Origin of the sequence: Pseudomonas sp. Marseille-P9899, from assembly GCF_903166565.1 — a bacterium.
Taxonomy (GTDB): Bacteria; Pseudomonadota; Gammaproteobacteria; order Pseudomonadales; family Pseudomonadaceae; genus Aquipseudomonas; species Aquipseudomonas huaxiensis.
On record NZ_CAESCG010000003.1, the window covers coordinates 790928 to 807134 of the forward strand.

Genomic DNA, 16207 nt, shown 5'->3' on the forward strand with positions numbered 1-16207 from the left:
AAGCGCTATGGGCACCCTTTCGGTCAACCAGAACAAACTGCAAAAACGCCTGCGGCGCCTCGCCGGCGAAGCCATCGCCGACTACAACATGATCGAAGATGGCGACAAGGTCATGGTCTGCCTGTCTGGCGGCAAGGACAGCTACACCATGCTCGACGTTCTGCTGCACCTGCAGAAAGTGGCGCCGATCAAGTTCGAGATCGTCGCGGTGAACATGGACCAGAAGCAGCCCGGCTTCCCCGAGGATGTACTGCCGGCTTACCTGGCGACCCTCGGCGTCGAGTACCACATCGTAGAGAAAGACACCTACTCGGTGGTCAAGGAACTGATCCCGGAAGGCAAGACCACCTGCTCGCTGTGCTCACGCCTGCGCCGCGGCACGCTGTACACCTTCGCCGACGAGATCGGCGCGACCAAGATGGCCCTCGGTCACCACCGCGACGACATCGTCGAGACCTTCTTCCTCAACATGTTCTTCAACGGCACCATGAAAGCCATGCCGCCGAAGCTGCGCGCCGACGATGGCCGCAACGTGGTGATCCGCCCGCTGGCCTACTGCTCCGAGAAGGACATCCAGGCCTACTCGGACATGAAGGAATTCCCGATCATCCCGTGCAACCTCTGCGGCTCCCAGGAAAACCTGCAGCGCCAGGTGGTCAAGGACATGCTGGTGGAGTGGGAACGCAAAACCCCGGGCCGTACCGACAGTATCTTCCGCAGCCTGCAGAACGTGGTGCCGTCGCAGCTCGCCGACCGCAACCTGTTCGACTTCACCAGCCTCTCCATCGATGAAACGGCCACCCCGCGTTTCCTCAATGTGCTGAACATCTGACCCATGCGCGACTACCAGTGGCTGTATGAGTACTGCCTGAACCGCTTCGGCTCCGCCGCGGCGCTGGAGGCGTACCTGCCCCAGCCGAAAACCCCGGCTCAGTTGCGCGCCATCGGTGATGACCGCTATCTCTCGACCCTGGCCCTGCGGGTCTTCCGCGCCGGGCTCAAGCACAGCCTGGTGGATGCCAAGTGGCCGGCGTTCGAAGAGGTGTTCTTCGGTTTTGATCCGGAGAAAGTCGTGCTGATGGGCGGCGAGCACCTGGAGCGGCTGATGCAGGACACCCGGGTGATCCGTCACCTGGGCAAGCTCAAGAGCGTGCCGCGCAATGCGCAGATGGTGCTCGACGTGCAGAAGGAAAAAGGCAGCTTCGGCGCGTTGATCGCCGACTGGCCGGTAACCGACATCACCGGGCTGTGGAAGTACCTGACCAAGCATGGCAACCAGTTGGGCGGGTTATCGGCGCCACGCTTTTTGCGCATGGTCGGCAAGGACACCTTCATCCCCACCGATGACATGGCCGCCGCGCTGATCGCTCAGGAAGTGATCGACAAAAAGCCCACCAGCCAGCGTGACCTGGCCCTGGTGCAGGCGGCGTTCAACCAGTGGCATGCCGAGAGCGGGCGACCGCTGTGCCAGTTGTCGGTGATGCTGGCGCATACGGTCAATCACTGATTTCCAGGCAACCACAGTGATTCGGCGCGGAACCTGTAGGAGCGGCCGTTAGCCGCGATGGACCGCTCCTACAGGTTCTGCGTCAACCCGCGAGCCTTTCAAATCAAACAGCGCCTTCCCCCGCCAACCGCCGGTCGTACTGAAACCGCCAGCGGATATACAGCAGCGCACAGACGAACAGCTTCAGGCTGATCACCACTTCCAGCCAGCCAAACAGCGCCCGCGACGGGTCGAATGCCGCTTCCACGCCGGTGATGAAATACAGGTTCAGCACGAAGCACATCCAGGCATGGGCCCGCGCGCTGCCGCCCAGCATGCCCGGCGCTACCAGCGCCAGCGGTAGCAACTGAATGCCGAGAACCACCCACGGCCGCGCACCGTGCAGGTCGGTGAAGAACAGGGTGTTGACGATCAGCAGGGCGATCAGCGCGAAGAATGCGGCCAGGCTCAGGGCCCGGGTCAGGCGTACGCGCGGTTCCAGCCATTCCAGCGCAGGAAGGATCTTCGGCTTCTTAGCCACGGCCGTTCTCCAGGTGCTTGGCGGTGTTCGCCAGGCGCTGGCCAAGGGCGCGGCACAGGGCGATTTCGTCGGCATCCAGGTCGCGCTTGCCATCGGCGCCGGCATGGTGGCTGGCGCCATACGGCGTGCCGCCGCCACGGGTTTCGACCAGCGCCGACTCGCTGTAAGGCAGGCCCATGATCAGCATGCCGTGGTGCATCAACGGCAGCAGCATCGACAGCAGGGTCGATTCCTGGCCGCCGTGCAGGCTGGCGGTGGAGGTGAACACCGCCGCTGGCTTGCCGACCAGGCCGCCACTCAGCCACAGGCTGCTGGTGCCATCGATGAAGTACTTGAGCGGCGCGGCCATGTTGCCGAAGCGGGTCGGGCTGCCCATGGCCAGGCCCGCGCAGTGGCGCAGGTCGTCGAGGGTGGCGTACAGGGCGCCGGTCTCGGGGATCGACGGCGACACCGCTTCACACTCGGTGGAAATCGCCGGCACGGTGCGCAGGCGTGCTTCCAGGCCGGCCAGTTCGACGCCGCGGGCGATCTGCCGGGCCATCTCGCTGGTGGAGCCATGGCGGCTGTAATACAGAACCAGGATGTAGGGCTGGCTCACGGCAGGATCTCCAGCACCTTCTCGGGCGGACGGCCGATCACGGCCTTGTCGCCGGCGACCAGGATCGGCCGCTCGATCAGTTTCGGATGCTCGGCCATGGCGGCGATCAGTTGCTCGTCGCTCAACGCGGGGTTGGCCAGGTCGAGGCTTTTGTATTCGTCTTCGCCAGTGCGCAGCAATTGCCGGGCGCCGATGCCCAGTTTGCCCAGCAGCGCCTTGAGGGTGGCGGCATTGGGCGGGGTTTCCAGGTAGCGCACCACGGTCGGGGCCAGCCCGCGCTCTTCGAGCAGTTCCAGCGCACCACGGGATTTGGAGCAGCGGGGGTTGTGGTAAAGCGTCAGGTCAGTCATGTCAGGGTCGCATCTGGCTGTGAGTGGCGGGTATTCTAACCGCAGCGTATTGGCATTTTGCTTGAATCTTGAAGAAGGATTGACCCATGACAAGGCGTTTGGCAGCAGCCCTGGCCATCACCGCGAGCCTGTTGCTCGGTGGCTGCGGTGCGGACTACGGCCTCGACCAGAACGGCAACACGGTGAAAGCCGAACAACTCGACGGCCGCTGGGTAGTGCTCAACTACTGGGCGGAATGGTGCAGCCCTTGCCGCGTCGAGATTCCCGAACTGAACCACTTCGCCAAAGAATGGCAGCCCCAGGGCGTGACGGTGGTTGGGGTGAATTTCGACGGTTTGCGGGGCGACGAACTGAAGAAGGCCAGTGAAGCCATGGGCATCGGTTTCACCGTGCTGGCCGACGATCCTGCCGAGCGCTATGACCTGCCACGCAGCGAAGCGCTGCCGGTGACCTACATCATCGACGACAAGGGCAAGGTGCGGGAGCAGTTGATGGGCGAGCAGACCGAGGCGGGGTTGGTGGAGAAGATCAAGGCGCTCAAGGGCGCTTGATAAGGCCATTCCTGTAGGAGCGAGCTTGCTCGCGATGGGCGGCAACTCAGTCCTTCGCGAGCAAGCTCGCTCCTACAAGGGCTTTGGGCGGGTCGGGCTTAGCCTTCTTCAGGCCAGAAGCGCAGCGGCTTGCCTTCGGCAGGCCAGAACCTGACCTGCTCGATCGGCGAGATGTCCCAGCGCTGGACCGTGGTCAGCGCCTGCAGGAAGCGTTTTTCCTGCTCCATCAATGCCGGGGCACACAGTTTGCGGGTGCTGCCCACGGCGCCGAAGCTCAGCGTGCTGCCTTGCAGGGTGTACGGCGCGAACCAGTGGTTGCAGCCGGCATTGCCGTAGGCCCGGCCATCGGCGGCGAGGGTCAGGGTCAGGTGGCTGTAGTCCATCAGCGGTCGTTCACCGATCCACTCCAGCACGTAGCTGCGTTCCTGCTCCAGTTTCATCGGCTCGGCCGCGCAACCCGCGAGGGCCGCGGCGACCAGTCCGCTCAACAGAATCCTGTTCATTACCGCGCCTGCTCCCGGCATTTCGGGCACTGGTGCTTGTCGCCCTTGGTGCTCCAGCCCAGCTCGGCAACGCGTGCCACGGCGGCCGGTTGCTGGGCTTTCTTGCCCAGTTTGGCGTCGACAGCGAACTCGAAGTCAAGGGTCGCTTCGCAGCTGTCGCAGTTGACCTGCCACTGATGAATCGCCAGTTCGCCGAACACCGGACCCGTGGCCACCGCGACCCACTGGCCGCTCGGGTTGATCAGGTGGCGGACGCTGTCGACGGTCAGGCGCATCGACAGGGTCTTGCTGCCCTTGAGGGTGACCAGCAGGACGTCGCCTTTCTGGATCGAGCCGCCGTTGCCGGTGACCTGGTAACGGCCCGGCACCAGCGCGCGGCATTCGATCAGGGTGTGTTGCGGGTTGAAGAGGGTGTAGCGGAAATCGTGTTCGACCATGGGGCCTCCAAATTTGCCGCGTATCCTACCTCATCCCTCCACCAGATTCTGCGGCTGGCCGACCATCCACCGGGCAATGTTGTCCAGGGTGGTGCCGGCAATGGCGGCCAGCGCCTCGCGGGTGAGGAATGCCTGGTGCGCGGTGATGATCACGTTGGGGAAGGTCAGCAGCCGCGCCAGCACGTCATCCTGCAACGGCAGGTCGGAGCGGTCTTCGAAGAAAATCTGCGCCTCTTCTTCATACACATCCAGGCCCAGATAGCCGAGCTGGCCGCTTTTCAGCGCTTCGATCAGCGCCGGCGTGTCCACCAGCGCGCCGCGGCCGGTGTTGATCAGCATCGCGCCCGGCTGCAGGTCGGCCAGGCTGCGCGGGTTGATCAGGTGTTTGGTCTGCGGCGTCAGCGGGCAGTGCAGGCTGATGATGCGCGACTCGCGCAGCAGCTCGTCGAGCGGCAGGTAACGGGCGCCGAGGGCTTGCACCTCGGGGTTGGGATACGGGTCGTAGGCCAGCAACTGGCAGCCGAAGCCGGCCATGATGCGGGCGAAGGCCAGGCCGATCTGGCCGGTGCCGACCACGCCGACGGTCTTGCCGTGCAGGTCGAAGCCGGTCAGGCCGTGCAGGCTGAAATCGCCTTCGCGGGTGCGGTTGTAGGCGCGGTGCAGGCGCCGGTTCAGCGCCAGGATCAGGGCGACCGCATGTTCGGCCACGGCGTGGGGTGAATAGGCCGGCACCCGCACCACGGTCAGGCCCAGGCGGCGGGCGGCGGGCAGGTCGACATGGTTGTAGCCCGCCGAACGCAGTGCGATCAGTCGCGTGCCGCCTGCTGCCAGGCGCTCCAGCACCGGCGCGGACAGGTCGTCGTTGATGAAGGCGCAGACCACCTCATGGCCGGCGGCCAGGGCGGAAGTGTCCTCGGTCAGGCGGCCGGGCTGGAAGTGCAGCTCCAGGTCCGGCACCGCCGTGGCGGCGTTGAAACTGTCCTGGTCATAGGCCTGACTGCTGAAAAACAAGGCACGCATGGTCATGCTCCCGATCGATCGAATGGCGCCAGTGTAGCCACGCCGGCAAAAACCGCCTTGCCCCAGGTCAGGCGCTCTGGCGCGCGGCCCAGGTCAGGCGGTCGATGGCCCGTTCCAGTTCGTCCAGCGACTGCGGCGCCTCCGGATCGTCCTGTTTGAGCAGGGTTTCGCTGCGCTGGCAGGCGGCGCGCAATTGCGGCACGCCACAGTAGCGGGTCGCGCCATTGAGACGGTGGACCCGCTCGATAGTCGCGGCGCGGTCATCGGCATCGCGGGCGGCACGGATCGCCAGGCGATCGGACTCCAGCGACGCCAGCAACATCGCCAGCATGTCGGCGGCCAGGTCCGGTTTGCCGGCGGCCAGGCGCAAGCCTTCATCCGGGTCCAGCACCCTCAGTTCGCTGCCGCCGTGGTACGGCTCGGCCTGGCGTTCGGTGCGGTTGAGGCTGACCGGCAAACCGGTCCATTTCTGCACCACCTGGGCCAGTTGCCGGTCGCTGATCGGCTTGGTCAGGTAGTCGTCCATGCCGCTGTGCAGCAGGGCACGTTTTTCGTTGGCCATGGCGTGGGCGGTGAGCGCCACGATGGGCAGCGCCTGGCCGCCCTGGCCGGCTTCCCAGCGGCGGATCTGCTCGGTGCACTCGCGACCGTCCATGCCCGGCATCTGCACGTCCATCAGCACCAGGTCGAAGTTGTCCTGCTGCACCGCCTTGATCGCCGAGGCGCCGCAGTCCACGGCGAGCACTTCGGCGCCGAGGTCTTCCAGCAGGGTCTGCACCAGCAGCAGGTTGGCCGGGTTGTCATCGACGCACAGCACTTTGGGCAGACGCTGGCCCGGTGGGGGCTTTATCTCGCTGTTGCTGCGCCGTGGCTGGATGAGTTCCAGCAGCGCCCGGCGCAGTTTGCGCGTGCAGGCCGGCTTGGCGTAGAGCTGGCCGTGGGCGTTGGGCAGGAAGGGGTGATACAGCGCTTGTTCGGTGGTCGGGCACAGCACCAGGGCCTGGCAGGCGAAATGCTCAAGACGCTGGATCAACTGGCCCAGCCGCTCGGGCGGCAGGTCATGCAGGTTGACCCCGAGCACCGCCAACTCAAAGCGCTGGCCGGCTAGCCGCGCGGCCTCGACGCCGCTGAGCAGATGTTCTGGCGAACTGAAGGTGGTGACGTTCAGCCCGCAGTCTTCCAGTTGATGTTCAAGGGCCTGAAGGGCCAGTTCGTGGTTGTCGACGATGGCGGTGCGCCGACCTTGAAGAATCGGCAGCGGCTGGTCTTCGATCGTGTCGCGGGCCTTGGGCAGGTTCAGGCTGACCCAGAACTGCGAGCCTTCGCCCGGCGTGCTGTCGACGCCGATCTCGCCGCCCATCTGCTCGATCAGGCGCTTGGAAATCACCAGCCCAAGGCCAGTGCCGCCGGGTTGCCGCGACAGCGAGTTGTCGGCCTGGCTGAAGGCCTGGAACAGCGCCCGCACGTCTTGCGCGGACAAACCGATTCCGGTGTCCTGGATGCTGATGCGCAGTTGCACGCTGTCGTCGTTTTCGTCTTCGAGCATGGCGCGGGCGACGATGGTGCCCTCGCGGGTGAACTTGATGGCGTTGCTGACCAGGTTGGTGAGGATCTGCTTGAGCCGCAGCGGGTCACCCACCAGCGACAGCGGCGTGTCGCGGTAGACCAGGCTGACCAGTTCGAGCTGCTTGGCGTGGGCGGCCGGGGCGAGGATGGTCAGGGTGTCCTGGATCAGGTCGCGCAGGTTGAACGGAATGCTCTCCAACACCAGCTTGCCGGCCTCGATCTTCGAGAAGTCGAGAATCTCGTTGATGATGCCGAGCAGGCTGTCGGCGGATTTTTCGATGGTGCCCAGGTAATCGAGCTGGCGCGGGGTCAGCTCGCTTTTCTGCAACAGGTGGGTGAAACCGAGGATGCCGTTGAGCGGGGTACGGATTTCGTGGCTCATGTTGGCGAGGAATTCGGACTTGATCCGGCTGGCCTCCAGGGCCTCCTTGCGCGCCATGTCCAGTTCGATGTTCTGGATTTCGATGGTTTCCAGGTTCTGCCGGACGTCTTCGGTGGCCTGGTCGATACTGTGCTGCAGTTCTTCGTGGGCGTTGTGCAGGGTCTCGGCCATGCGGTTGATGCCGCCCGCCAGCTCGTCCAGCTCGTAGCTGCCCATGTTCGGCAGGCGCTCTTCCAGATTGCCGTCCTTGAGCTGGCTGACCGCGTGCTTGATCTGCCCGATCGGGCCATTGATCGCTCGGCTCATGCGCAGTGCCAGCAGGGTGGTGCCCATCAGGCCGATCAGGATCAGCAGCAGGCTGGCGAACAGGCTGCGGTAGCCGCGCAGCAGCGTGCCGCCGTGGGACACCTCGATCTCCACCCAGCCGAGCAGGCGGTCGACTTCCTGGGGTACCGGGTCGTCGGCAAGGTCGCGGTGACGACCGAACACCGGCAGCAGGTACCGGGTCGCATCGCTGCCGGAGCGTTGCAGCAGTTGGGTGCCGCCACCGGCGGGCGGCAGGTTGAGCATGCTCGGGCCGGCGTGGGCCAGGCTGCCGCGGTCGGGGGAGAGGAACGACACCGCACGCACGTCGGGCTGTTCCAGGGTCTGGGTGGCGATGCGCTCCAGTTGCGCTCGGTCCTTGCGCGCCAGGGCCGGCGCCACCAGCGGCGCCAGGCTCTCGGCGACCATCCGCCCGCGCTGGAGCAGTTGGGTCTGCAATTCGTTTTGTTGCACCCACGTGAAATAACCGCCCAGTACCAGCGCCATGGTCGCGGCGGGAACGACGGCGAGCAGCAGTACGCGAGTCCTGATTCCAAAACGATTCAGCACGCCCGATCTCCTGTGTCTGCGCTGCGCTGGAGGTTCGCTGTCGGGCTGTGCCGACAGGACCAGGGAAGAAAACTACCGCGACTGCCGGTGTATTGCACTTATTTGTCTCTGGTCGGGTGAGCCGGCCCTTCTACCCTGGTCTGGTTGCCTGGGGGAGAGCAATGCTCAATAATCCCGCGATTGAGAATTGCTAGCAGCCGCCAATGAATCCCGCCGTCATCCGCAATCCCAACATCCTCGCCATCGAAGACGACCCGGTGCTGGGTGCCTATCTGCACGAGCAACTGGAGCGTAGTGGCTTCCTCGTCACCTGGTGCCGCAATGGTCGCGACGGCCTGGAGCAGGCGCGCCAGCGGCATTTCGACGTGGTGTTGATGGACATTCTGCTGCCGGGCATGACCGGGCTCGATGCGCTGATGCAGTTGCGCGAACGCAGCAGCACCCCGGTGATCATGATGTCGGCGCTGGGCGCCGAGGCGGATCGCATCACCGGTTTCCAGCGCGGTGCCGACGATTACCTGCCCAAGCCGTTCAGCATGGCCGAGTTGCGCGTGCGGATCGAAGCCATCCTGCGCCGCGTGGCGCTGGAGCGGCGGCATCCGCCGGTGGTGCAGGCGGCCGCTGGCGAACTGGTGTTCGACGACGAGGCTTGCGATGTGCGCCACGGCGGTCAGGCGGCGGGCCTGACCCCCAGCGAATACCGCTTGCTCGACACCTTGCACCGCAGCCTCGATGAGGTGTTGAGCAAAGCCTTCCTTTATCAGCATGTTCTGCAGCGTGGCTACGCGCGCCACGACCGCAGCCTGGACATGCATGTCAGCCAGATTCGCCGCAAGCTCAAGGCCATCGGTTATCACGAGCGGCAGGTCCGCACCGTCTGGGGCCAGGGCTATGTCCTGAGCGCCGGCGAGGACCATTGAGTTGCCCAATCGACATTCACTGTTCTGGAAGCTGGCCATTCTCCTGGTGGGTTTCTGCCTGTTGCTGATCGGTTTGAGCCTGTCCTGGGGCCGGCACATGGAGGTGCGCAACGCGTATCTCGCGCCGCAAGCCCGGGCCCTGCTGGCAGCCTATGCCGCCGAAGCCGAGCAGGCCCTGACCCGCAATGGCACGGCCGGCATCGATGCCTGGCTGACCGGCATGCGCGAGCGTGAAAGCGGCTTTATCAGCGTGATTGGCCCCGACCTGCAATCGCTCGGCAGCCTGCCGCTGACCGACGCCGAAACCGAGCACCTGACCAACCTGCGTGGCGTGGAGCGGCCGGTCAGTCGTCACTCCACCACCTTGCCGTGGATGCGCGTGCCGTTCCCCGGCGACTCGGCCCTCGGCAGCCTGGTGATCGAGTTGCCCCAGCGACTGATCCCCGACCGCTGGAACCTGGTGTTCTGGCGCTTGGTCACCAGCGGCCTGATTCCAGGCGTGCTGACGTTTCTGTTCTGCGTCGGCCTGTACCGCATGTTGATTCGCCCGCTCCATCAGTTGCGCGACCAGGCCAATGCCTGGCGCTCAGAGCAGTTGACCGCCCGTGTGGCCAGCGCCACCACCAGCCGCCATGACGAGTTTGGCGAACTGGGGCGCGCCTTCGATGACATGGCCGAGCGCCTGCAAGGCACGGTGACGTTGCAGCAGCAGCTGCTGCGCGACCTGTCCCATGAGCTGCGCACGCCACTGAGCCGCCTGCAAGTCGCCAGCGACAGCGAGCAGGACCTGCCAGCCCTGCGCGAACGCCTGGGGCGGGAAGTGGAGTGCATGCAGCGGCTGGTGGAAGACGCCCTGCAATTGGCTTGGCTGGATGCCGAGCGGGCGCCGCTGCCGTGCGAGCCGATCGAAGTCCAGGCGCTGTGGGAGATGCTGGTGGAGGATGCCTGCTTCGAGAGCGGCTGGCCGCGTGAGCAACTGCACTGCAGCCTGGAGGGCGACTGCTGGGTGCTCGGCAACCTCAACAGCCTGGCGCAGGCGTTGGAGAACATCTTGCGCAATGCCATTCGTCATTCGCCTGCGTCTGGCCAGATTCGCCTCGGCGGCCAGCGCCAGGGCGAGCACTGGCTGCTCTGGCTGGAAGACGAAGGCGGCGGCGTGGATGAGGCGGAACTGGAACGAATCTTCGCCGCCTTCACCCGCCTCGATGGCTCGCGTCCCGGCGACGGTGGCTTCGGCCTGGGCCTGAGCATCGCGCGCAACGCCGTGCAGCGCCAGGGCGGGCGTTTGTGGGCGCAGAACAGCGGGCACGGGCTGCGTTTGAACATTCGCCTGCAGGCGGCAAAGCCCCCCGGTGCCGATCAGGAGTTATAGCTATCGGCTATAAGCTCCACACATTGCGTGATATGGAGCCGGGCGGATTGCCGGTATGATAGGCGACCCCGGCAGTCTGGATTGCGAAAACGCCATGACCTTGCAGTACCCCACCATCGCCGATTGCGTCGGCAACACCCCCCTGGTTCGCTTGCAACGCATGGCGGGCGACACCAGCAACACCCTCCTGTTGAAACTCGAAGGCAACAACCCGGCGGGTTCGGTCAAGGACCGTCCGGCGCTGTCGATGATCACCCGTGCCGAACTGCGCGGTCAGATCAAGCCGGGCGATACGCTGATCGAGGCCACTTCGGGCAACACTGGCATTGCGTTGGCGATGGCGGCGGCGATCAAGGGCTACAAGATGATCCTGATCATGCCCGACAACTCCAGTGCCGAACGCAAGGCTGCGATGACCGCCTACGGCGCCGAGCTGATCCTGGTCAGCAAGGAAGAGGGCATGGAGGGTGCTCGCGACCTGGCCGAGCGTCTGCGCGATGAAGGCCGCGGCCTGGTCCTGGACCAGTTCGGCAACGGCGACAATCCCGAGGCCCATTACGTCAGTACCGGCCCGGAGATCTGGCGCCAGACTGAAGGCGGCATCACCCATTTCATCAGTTCCATGGGCACCACCGGCACCATCATGGGTTGCTCGCGGTACCTCAAGGAGCAGAACCCCAACATCCAGATCGTCGGTCTGCAACCCATGGAAGGCTCGGCGATCCCGGGGATCCGTCGCTGGCCCCACGAATACTTGCCTTCGATCTTCCAGGCCGAGCGCGTTGACCGCGTGGTCGACATGGCCCAGAGCGAAGCCGAGGAAACCACCCGCCGCCTGGCCCGCGAAGAGGGCATTTTCTGTGGCGTGTCTTCCGGTGGTGCGGTGGCGGCGATGTTGCGCCTGTCCCGCGAAGTGGAAAACGCGGTGATGGTGGCGATCATCTGTGACCGTGGCGACCGCTATCTGTCGACCGGCATTTTCGACGCGGATCGCTGATGTCCAAAGCCAAACGTAACGGCGGCCTGCGCTTCCAGCCGGCCGGCGGCAGCCGCACGCCCCAGGTTCCTGCGGGCAAGAAACAACGCCTGACCATTGAGCGCCTGGCCGGGGATGGCCGCGGCATCGCCTTCTTCGAAGGACGCACCTGGTTCGTCAGTGGTGCGCTGGCCGGCGAAGAGGTCGAGGCGCGTGTGCTCAATGCCCACGGCAAGGTGGTCGAGGCGCGTCTGGAACGGGTCTTCAGCCCGAGCCCGCTGCGCCGCGAGGCGCCGTGCCGGCACTTCGCCCGTTGCGGCGGCTGCAACCTGCAACACCTGCCCCATGCCGACCAACTCGATCTCAAACAGCGCCTGCTCGCCGAACAGTTGCAGCGGGTCGCTGGCGTTGCGCCGGAGCAATGGGCTGCGCCGCTGAGCGGGCCGGAATTCGGCTACCGCCGTCGCGCTCGTGTAGCGGTGCGCTGGGATCAACGCGCGGCGAAGCTGGAAGTCGGTTTCCGCGCCGAAGCCAGTCAGGACATCGTTGCCATCGAAGACTGCCCGGTGCTGGTACAGCCCTTGCAGTCGGTGATGCGCCACCTGCCGATGCTGTTGCAGAGTCTGGACAAACCACGGGTAGTCGGACACGTCGAGTTGTTCGCCGGCACCGCGCTGGCCATGCTGGTACGCCACACCGCCGCGCTGGCCGAGACTGACCTGGCGCGTCTGCAGGCGTTCTGTAGCGAGGCGGGTGTACAACTCTGGCTGCAAGGCGAGGGCGAACCTGCTCCGGTAGAGTCGAATGCATCCCTGGGTTTTGCCCTGGAGCCGTGGAAGCTGGAACTGGCGTATCGGCCCGGCGACTTCGTTCAGGTCAATGCCGGGGTCAATACGGCGATGATCGAACAAGCCCTGGACTGGCTCGCGGTGCAACCTGACGAGCGGGTTCTGGACCTGTTCTGCGGCCTCGGCAATTTTGCCCTGCCGCTGGCGCAACAGGCCGCCGAAGTGGTGGCGGTGGAAGGTGTGCAGGTGATGGTCGACCGCGCCGCGGCCAACGCCCGTAGCAACAATTTGAATAATGTTCGCTTTTTTCAGGCGGATTTATCCCAACCCTTGAGTGCGTCTGGTTGGGCGGCCGAGGGGTTTTCTGCGGTACTCTTGGATCCACCTCGGGACGGTGCCTACGAAGTGGTGAGAAATATCGCCGCACTGGGTGCAAAAAGGCTGGTCTATGTGTCGTGCAATCCGGCGACCCTGGCCCGCGATACGCTCGAGTTGGTCAAGCAGGGTTACCGGTTAAAAAGGGCCGGGATCCTCGACATGTTTCCGCAGACCGCGCATGTCGAGGCCATGGCGTTGTTCGAGGTGGATCAGCGTCGCTGATCGCCCGGTGTGCGTTCTCTGATCTGGCGGAACGGCACCCGTGTTTTCAAGCGCATCACGGATGCGCTGTAGGGAAAGGTAAACAAAGATGGTACAGGTGAGAGTGCACCAGCCGGTCAACACCGACGGCAGTATCAATCTCGATGCATGGCTGGATCATGTGGTCAGCGTCGACGCGGCGCTGGACCGGCAAGCCCTCAAGGTTGCCTGCGAGTTCGCGCTGGACGTCGAGAAGAAGGGCAACCAGGCGAAGCATTCCTGGGCCGACGGCACCTCGAGCTTCCAGGCTGGCCTGGAGATCGCCGAGATCCTCGCCGACCTCAAGCTCGACCAGGACTCGCTGGTAGCCGCAGTGATCTATCGCGCGGTGCGCGAAGGCCGGACCACCCTGGCCGAAGTCGGCCAGCGTTTCGGCGCGGTGGTGGCCAAGCTGGTCGATGGCGTGCTGCGCATGGCGGCCATCACCGACAGTCTCAACCCGCGCCATTCGCTGGTGCTGGGCTCCCAGGCGCAGGTGGAAAACCTGCGCAAGATGCTTGTGGCCATGGTCGACGACGTTCGCGTCGCGCTGATCAAGCTGGCCGAGCGGACCTGCGCGATCCGTGCGGTGAAAGGCGCCGATGACGAGAAGCGCAACCGGGTCGCCCGCGAAGTCTTCGACATCTACGCGCCGCTGGCCCACCGCCTGGGCATCGGCCATATCAAGTGGGAGCTGGAAGACCTGTCTTTCCGCTACCTCGAGCCGGAGCAATACAAACAGATTGCCAAGCTGCTGCACGAGCGGCGGCTGGATCGCGAGCGCTTCATCAGTGACGTGATGAGCCAGTTGCAGAACGAGCTGCTGGCCACCGGCGTCAAGGCCGACATCAGCGGCCGGGCCAAGCACATCTACTCGATCTGGCGCAAAATGCAGCGCAAGGGCCTGGAGTTCAGCCAGATCTACGACGTGCGTGCGGTGCGCGTGCTGGTCCCGGAAATGCGCGACTGCTACACCGCGCTCGGCATCGTCCACACCCTCTGGCGGCACATTCCCAAGGAATTCGACGACTACATCGCCAACCCCAAGGAGAACGGCTACCGCTCGCTGCACACGGCGGTGATCGGCCCCGAGGGCAAGGTGCTGGAAGTGCAGATCCGCACCCATTCCATGCACGAGGAAGCCGAACTCGGCGTCTGCGCGCACTGGCGCTACAAGGGCACCGACGTCAAATCCGGCTCCAACCATTACGAAGAGAAAATCTCCTGGCTGCGTCAGGTGCTGGAGTGGCACGAGGAACTGGGCGACATCGGCGGCCTCGCCGAGCAGTTGCGGGTCGATATCGAGCCTGACCGGGTCTACGTGTTCACCCCCGATGGCCACGCCATCGACCTGCCCAAGGGCGCCACGCCGCTGGACTTCGCCTACCGCGTGCACACCGAGATCGGCCACAACTGCCGTGGCGCCAAGATCAACGGGCGCATCGTGCCGCTCAACTACAGCCTGCAGACCGGCGAGCAGGTCGAGATCATCACCAGCAAGCACGGTAACCCGAGCCGCGACTGGCTGAACTCGAACCTCGGTTATGTCACCACCTCGCGGGCGCGGGCGAAGATCGTCCATTGGTTCAAGCTGCAGGCCCGCGACCAGAACGTCGCTGCCGGCAAGACCCTGCTCGAACGCGAACTGAGCCGCCTCGGCTTGCCGCAGGTGGACTTCGAACGGCTGGCCGAGAAGGCCAACCTCAAGGCCGCCGAAGACATGTTCGCGTCCCTCGGTGCCGGTGACCTGCGTCTGGCCCATCTGGTCAACGCGGCGCAGCAACTGGTCGAGCCGGAGCGCATCGAAGAAGTCGAGCTGATTACCCGCAAGGCCACCGGCTACAAGCCAGGCAAGCGTGGTGACATCCAGATCCAGGGCGTCGGCAACCTGCTGACGCAGATGGCCGGTTGCTGCCAGCCGCTGCCCGGCGACGCAATCGTTGGCTACATCACCCAGGGCCGCGGCGTGACCATCCACCGTCAGGACTGCGCCTCGGTGCTGCAACTGTCCGGGCGCGAGCCGGAGCGGATCATCCAGGTCAGCTGGGGGCCGGTGCCGGTGCAAACCTACCCGGTGGATATCGTCATTCGTGCCTACGACCGTCCGGGCTTGCTGCGTGACGTCTCCCAGGTCCTGCTCAACGAGCGGATCAACGTACTGGCGGTGAACACCCGCTCGAACAAGGAAGACAACACCGCGCTGATGTCGCTGACCATCGAGATCCCCGGCCTGGACGCTCTCGGGCGCCTGCTCGGGCGCATCTCGCAGTTGCCGAACATCATCGAGACCCGCCGCAACCGCACGCCTTGATACCCGCCGCCCGCTCCGGAAACCGGGGCGGGCGGTGAGGTTTTATCTGCCAGACGAGAGCCGACGATGTACACCCTGGACGATCTGCTGCACCTCATGGCCCGCCTGCGTGACCCACAATACGGCTGCCCGTGGGACCTCAAACAGAATTACGCGAGCATCGTTCCGCACACCCTCGAGGAAGCCTATGAAGTGGCCGATGCCATCGAGCGCGGTGACTTCGAGCACCTGCAGGGCGAACTCGGCGACCTGCTGTTCCAGGTGGTCTATTACAGCCAGCTGGCGCGGGAGGAAGGGCGTTTCGAATTTGCCGGGGTGATCGACAGCATCACCCGCAAGCTGATCCGCCGTCACCCTCATGTCTTCCCCACCGGCGAGCTGTATGCGCCGCTGGACACCCCGTTGCTGGATGAAGAACAGGTCAAGCAGCGCTGGGAAGAAATCAAGGCCGAGGAGCGCGCAGAGAAAAGCGTGCCCGAGCAGCTTTCCCTGCTCGACGATGTACCAGCGGCGCTGCCGGCCTTGTCCCGCGCGGCCAAGTTGCAGAAGCGCGCGGCCCAGGTCGGTTTCGACTGGCCGGGACCGCTGCCGGTGCTGGACAAGGTCCGCGAAGAACTGGACGAAGTGCTCGAAGCCATGGCGGACGGAGACGCGGCGGCGATGGCCGACGAGGTCGGCGACCTGCTGTTCGCCACCGTCAACCTGGCCCGGCACCTGAAGCTCGATCCGGAAAACGCCCTGCGTGGCGCCAATGCCAAGTTCGAACGACGCTTCCGTTTTATCGAGCAGGCATTGCGCGACATAGGTCGTCCGATTGAAGATTGCACCCTCGAAGACTTGGACGCGCTCTGGGGCGAAGCCAAGCGTCAGGAAAAGAACCTGCCCAGCTGCGGCTGAGCTGTTTGCATTAAGTGA

General features: G+C 64.8%; 16 protein-coding genes. 9 read left to right on the forward strand and 7 right to left on the reverse strand.

Annotation, left to right across the window (positions count from 1 at the left end; translation table 11 throughout):
* Positions 1–7: 7 nt before the first annotated feature.
* Positions 8–832: a tRNA 2-thiocytidine(32) synthetase TtcA gene (ttcA, locus tag HWV67_RS19325; RefSeq protein ID WP_175652396.1), complete on the forward strand. Its 825-nt coding sequence runs from the start codon at positions 8–10 to the stop codon at positions 830–832.
* Between the two features lie 3 nt (positions 833–835).
* Complete coding sequence (locus HWV67_RS19330) at positions 836–1507, forward strand: DNA-3-methyladenine glycosylase I (protein WP_175652397.1); 672 nt, start codon at positions 836–838, stop codon at positions 1505–1507.
* A gap of 103 nt (positions 1508–1610) precedes the next feature.
* Here HWV67_RS19330 and HWV67_RS19335 read toward each other — a convergent pair whose 3' ends face one another.
* Genes HWV67_RS19335 through arsC form a run of 3 tightly spaced genes read right to left on the reverse strand, consistent with a single transcriptional unit; the run spans position 1611 to position 2975 of the window.
* Positions 1611–2027, reverse strand: a complete 417-nt coding sequence (locus tag HWV67_RS19335) for a DUF2069 domain-containing protein (protein ID WP_095155387.1) — start codon at positions 2025–2027, stop codon at positions 1611–1613.
* The gene (gene wrbA, locus HWV67_RS19340; protein WP_175652398.1) at positions 2020–2625 is read right to left on the reverse strand and encodes an NAD(P)H:quinone oxidoreductase; all 606 of its coding nucleotides are present in this window, start codon (positions 2623–2625) and stop codon (positions 2020–2022) included. The genes HWV67_RS19335 and wrbA overlap by 8 nt, the downstream gene beginning before the upstream one ends.
* Positions 2622–2975 carry an arsenate reductase (glutaredoxin) gene (gene arsC / locus HWV67_RS19345; protein ID WP_175652399.1) on the reverse strand — a complete coding sequence of 118 codons (354 nt, stop codon included), beginning with the start codon at positions 2973–2975 and terminating at the stop codon, positions 2622–2624. The genes wrbA and arsC overlap by 4 nt, the downstream gene beginning before the upstream one ends.
* Before the next feature lie 86 nt (positions 2976–3061).
* On the opposite strand from arsC, the gene HWV67_RS19350 reads away from it, so the two are divergent.
* Positions 3062–3526, forward strand: a complete 465-nt coding sequence (locus tag HWV67_RS19350) for a TlpA disulfide reductase family protein (RefSeq protein WP_175652400.1) — start codon at positions 3062–3064, stop codon at positions 3524–3526.
* Positions 3527–3624: 98 nt separating this feature from the next.
* On the opposite strand, the gene HWV67_RS19355 is transcribed toward HWV67_RS19350, so the two are convergent.
* The 4 genes from HWV67_RS19355 to HWV67_RS19370 form a co-directional block, all read right to left on the reverse strand.
* Positions 3625–4029 carry an META domain-containing protein gene (locus HWV67_RS19355; protein WP_095155391.1) on the reverse strand — a complete coding sequence of 135 codons (405 nt, stop codon included), beginning with the start codon at positions 4027–4029 and terminating at the stop codon, positions 3625–3627.
* Positions 4029–4466: a hypothetical protein gene (locus HWV67_RS19360; protein WP_095155392.1), complete on the reverse strand. Its 438-nt coding sequence runs from the start codon at positions 4464–4466 to the stop codon at positions 4029–4031. The genes HWV67_RS19355 and HWV67_RS19360 overlap by 1 nt, the downstream gene beginning before the upstream one ends.
* A 30-nt stretch (positions 4467–4496) precedes the next feature.
* Complete coding sequence (locus HWV67_RS19365) at positions 4497–5486, reverse strand: 2-hydroxyacid dehydrogenase (RefSeq protein WP_175652401.1); 990 nt, start codon at positions 5484–5486, stop codon at positions 4497–4499.
* A gap of 67 nt (positions 5487–5553) precedes the next feature.
* Positions 5554–8307, reverse strand: coding sequence for a response regulator (locus tag HWV67_RS19370; protein ID WP_175652402.1), 2754 nt, complete (start codon positions 8305–8307; stop codon positions 5554–5556).
* Positions 8308–8510: 203 nt separating this feature from the next.
* Between HWV67_RS19370 and HWV67_RS19375 the strand changes: the two genes are divergently transcribed.
* The 6 genes from HWV67_RS19375 (at position 8511) to mazG (ending at position 16189) form a co-directional block, all read left to right on the forward strand.
* Positions 8511–9227, forward strand: a complete 717-nt coding sequence (locus HWV67_RS19375) for a response regulator transcription factor (RefSeq protein ID WP_175652403.1) — start codon at positions 8511–8513, stop codon at positions 9225–9227.
* Between the two features lies 1 nt (position 9228).
* Positions 9229–10599 carry a sensor histidine kinase gene (locus HWV67_RS19380; protein WP_175652404.1) on the forward strand — a complete coding sequence of 457 codons (1371 nt, stop codon included), beginning with the start codon at positions 9229–9231 and terminating at the stop codon, positions 10597–10599.
* A 94-nt stretch (positions 10600–10693) separates the two neighbouring features.
* Positions 10694–11596: a cysteine synthase CysM gene (gene cysM, locus HWV67_RS19385; protein ID WP_175652482.1), complete on the forward strand. Its 903-nt coding sequence runs from the start codon at positions 10694–10696 to the stop codon at positions 11594–11596.
* Positions 11596–12963 (forward strand): 23S rRNA (uracil(1939)-C(5))-methyltransferase RlmD, encoded by a 1368-nt coding sequence (gene rlmD / locus HWV67_RS19390; protein WP_175652405.1) that lies wholly within the window; start codon positions 11596–11598, stop codon positions 12961–12963. Before cysM ends, rlmD begins: the two co-directional genes overlap by 1 nt.
* An 88-nt stretch (positions 12964–13051) precedes the next feature.
* On the forward strand, positions 13052–15292 hold the full coding sequence (relA, locus tag HWV67_RS19395) for a GTP diphosphokinase (protein ID WP_095155399.1): 2241 nt from the start codon (positions 13052–13054) through the stop codon (positions 15290–15292).
* A 66-nt stretch (positions 15293–15358) separates the two neighbouring features.
* Entirely contained in the window at positions 15359–16189 is an 831-nt protein-coding gene (gene mazG / locus HWV67_RS19400; protein WP_110969158.1) for a nucleoside triphosphate pyrophosphohydrolase, read from the forward strand.
* The last annotated feature ends 18 nt before the right edge of the window (positions 16190–16207 follow it).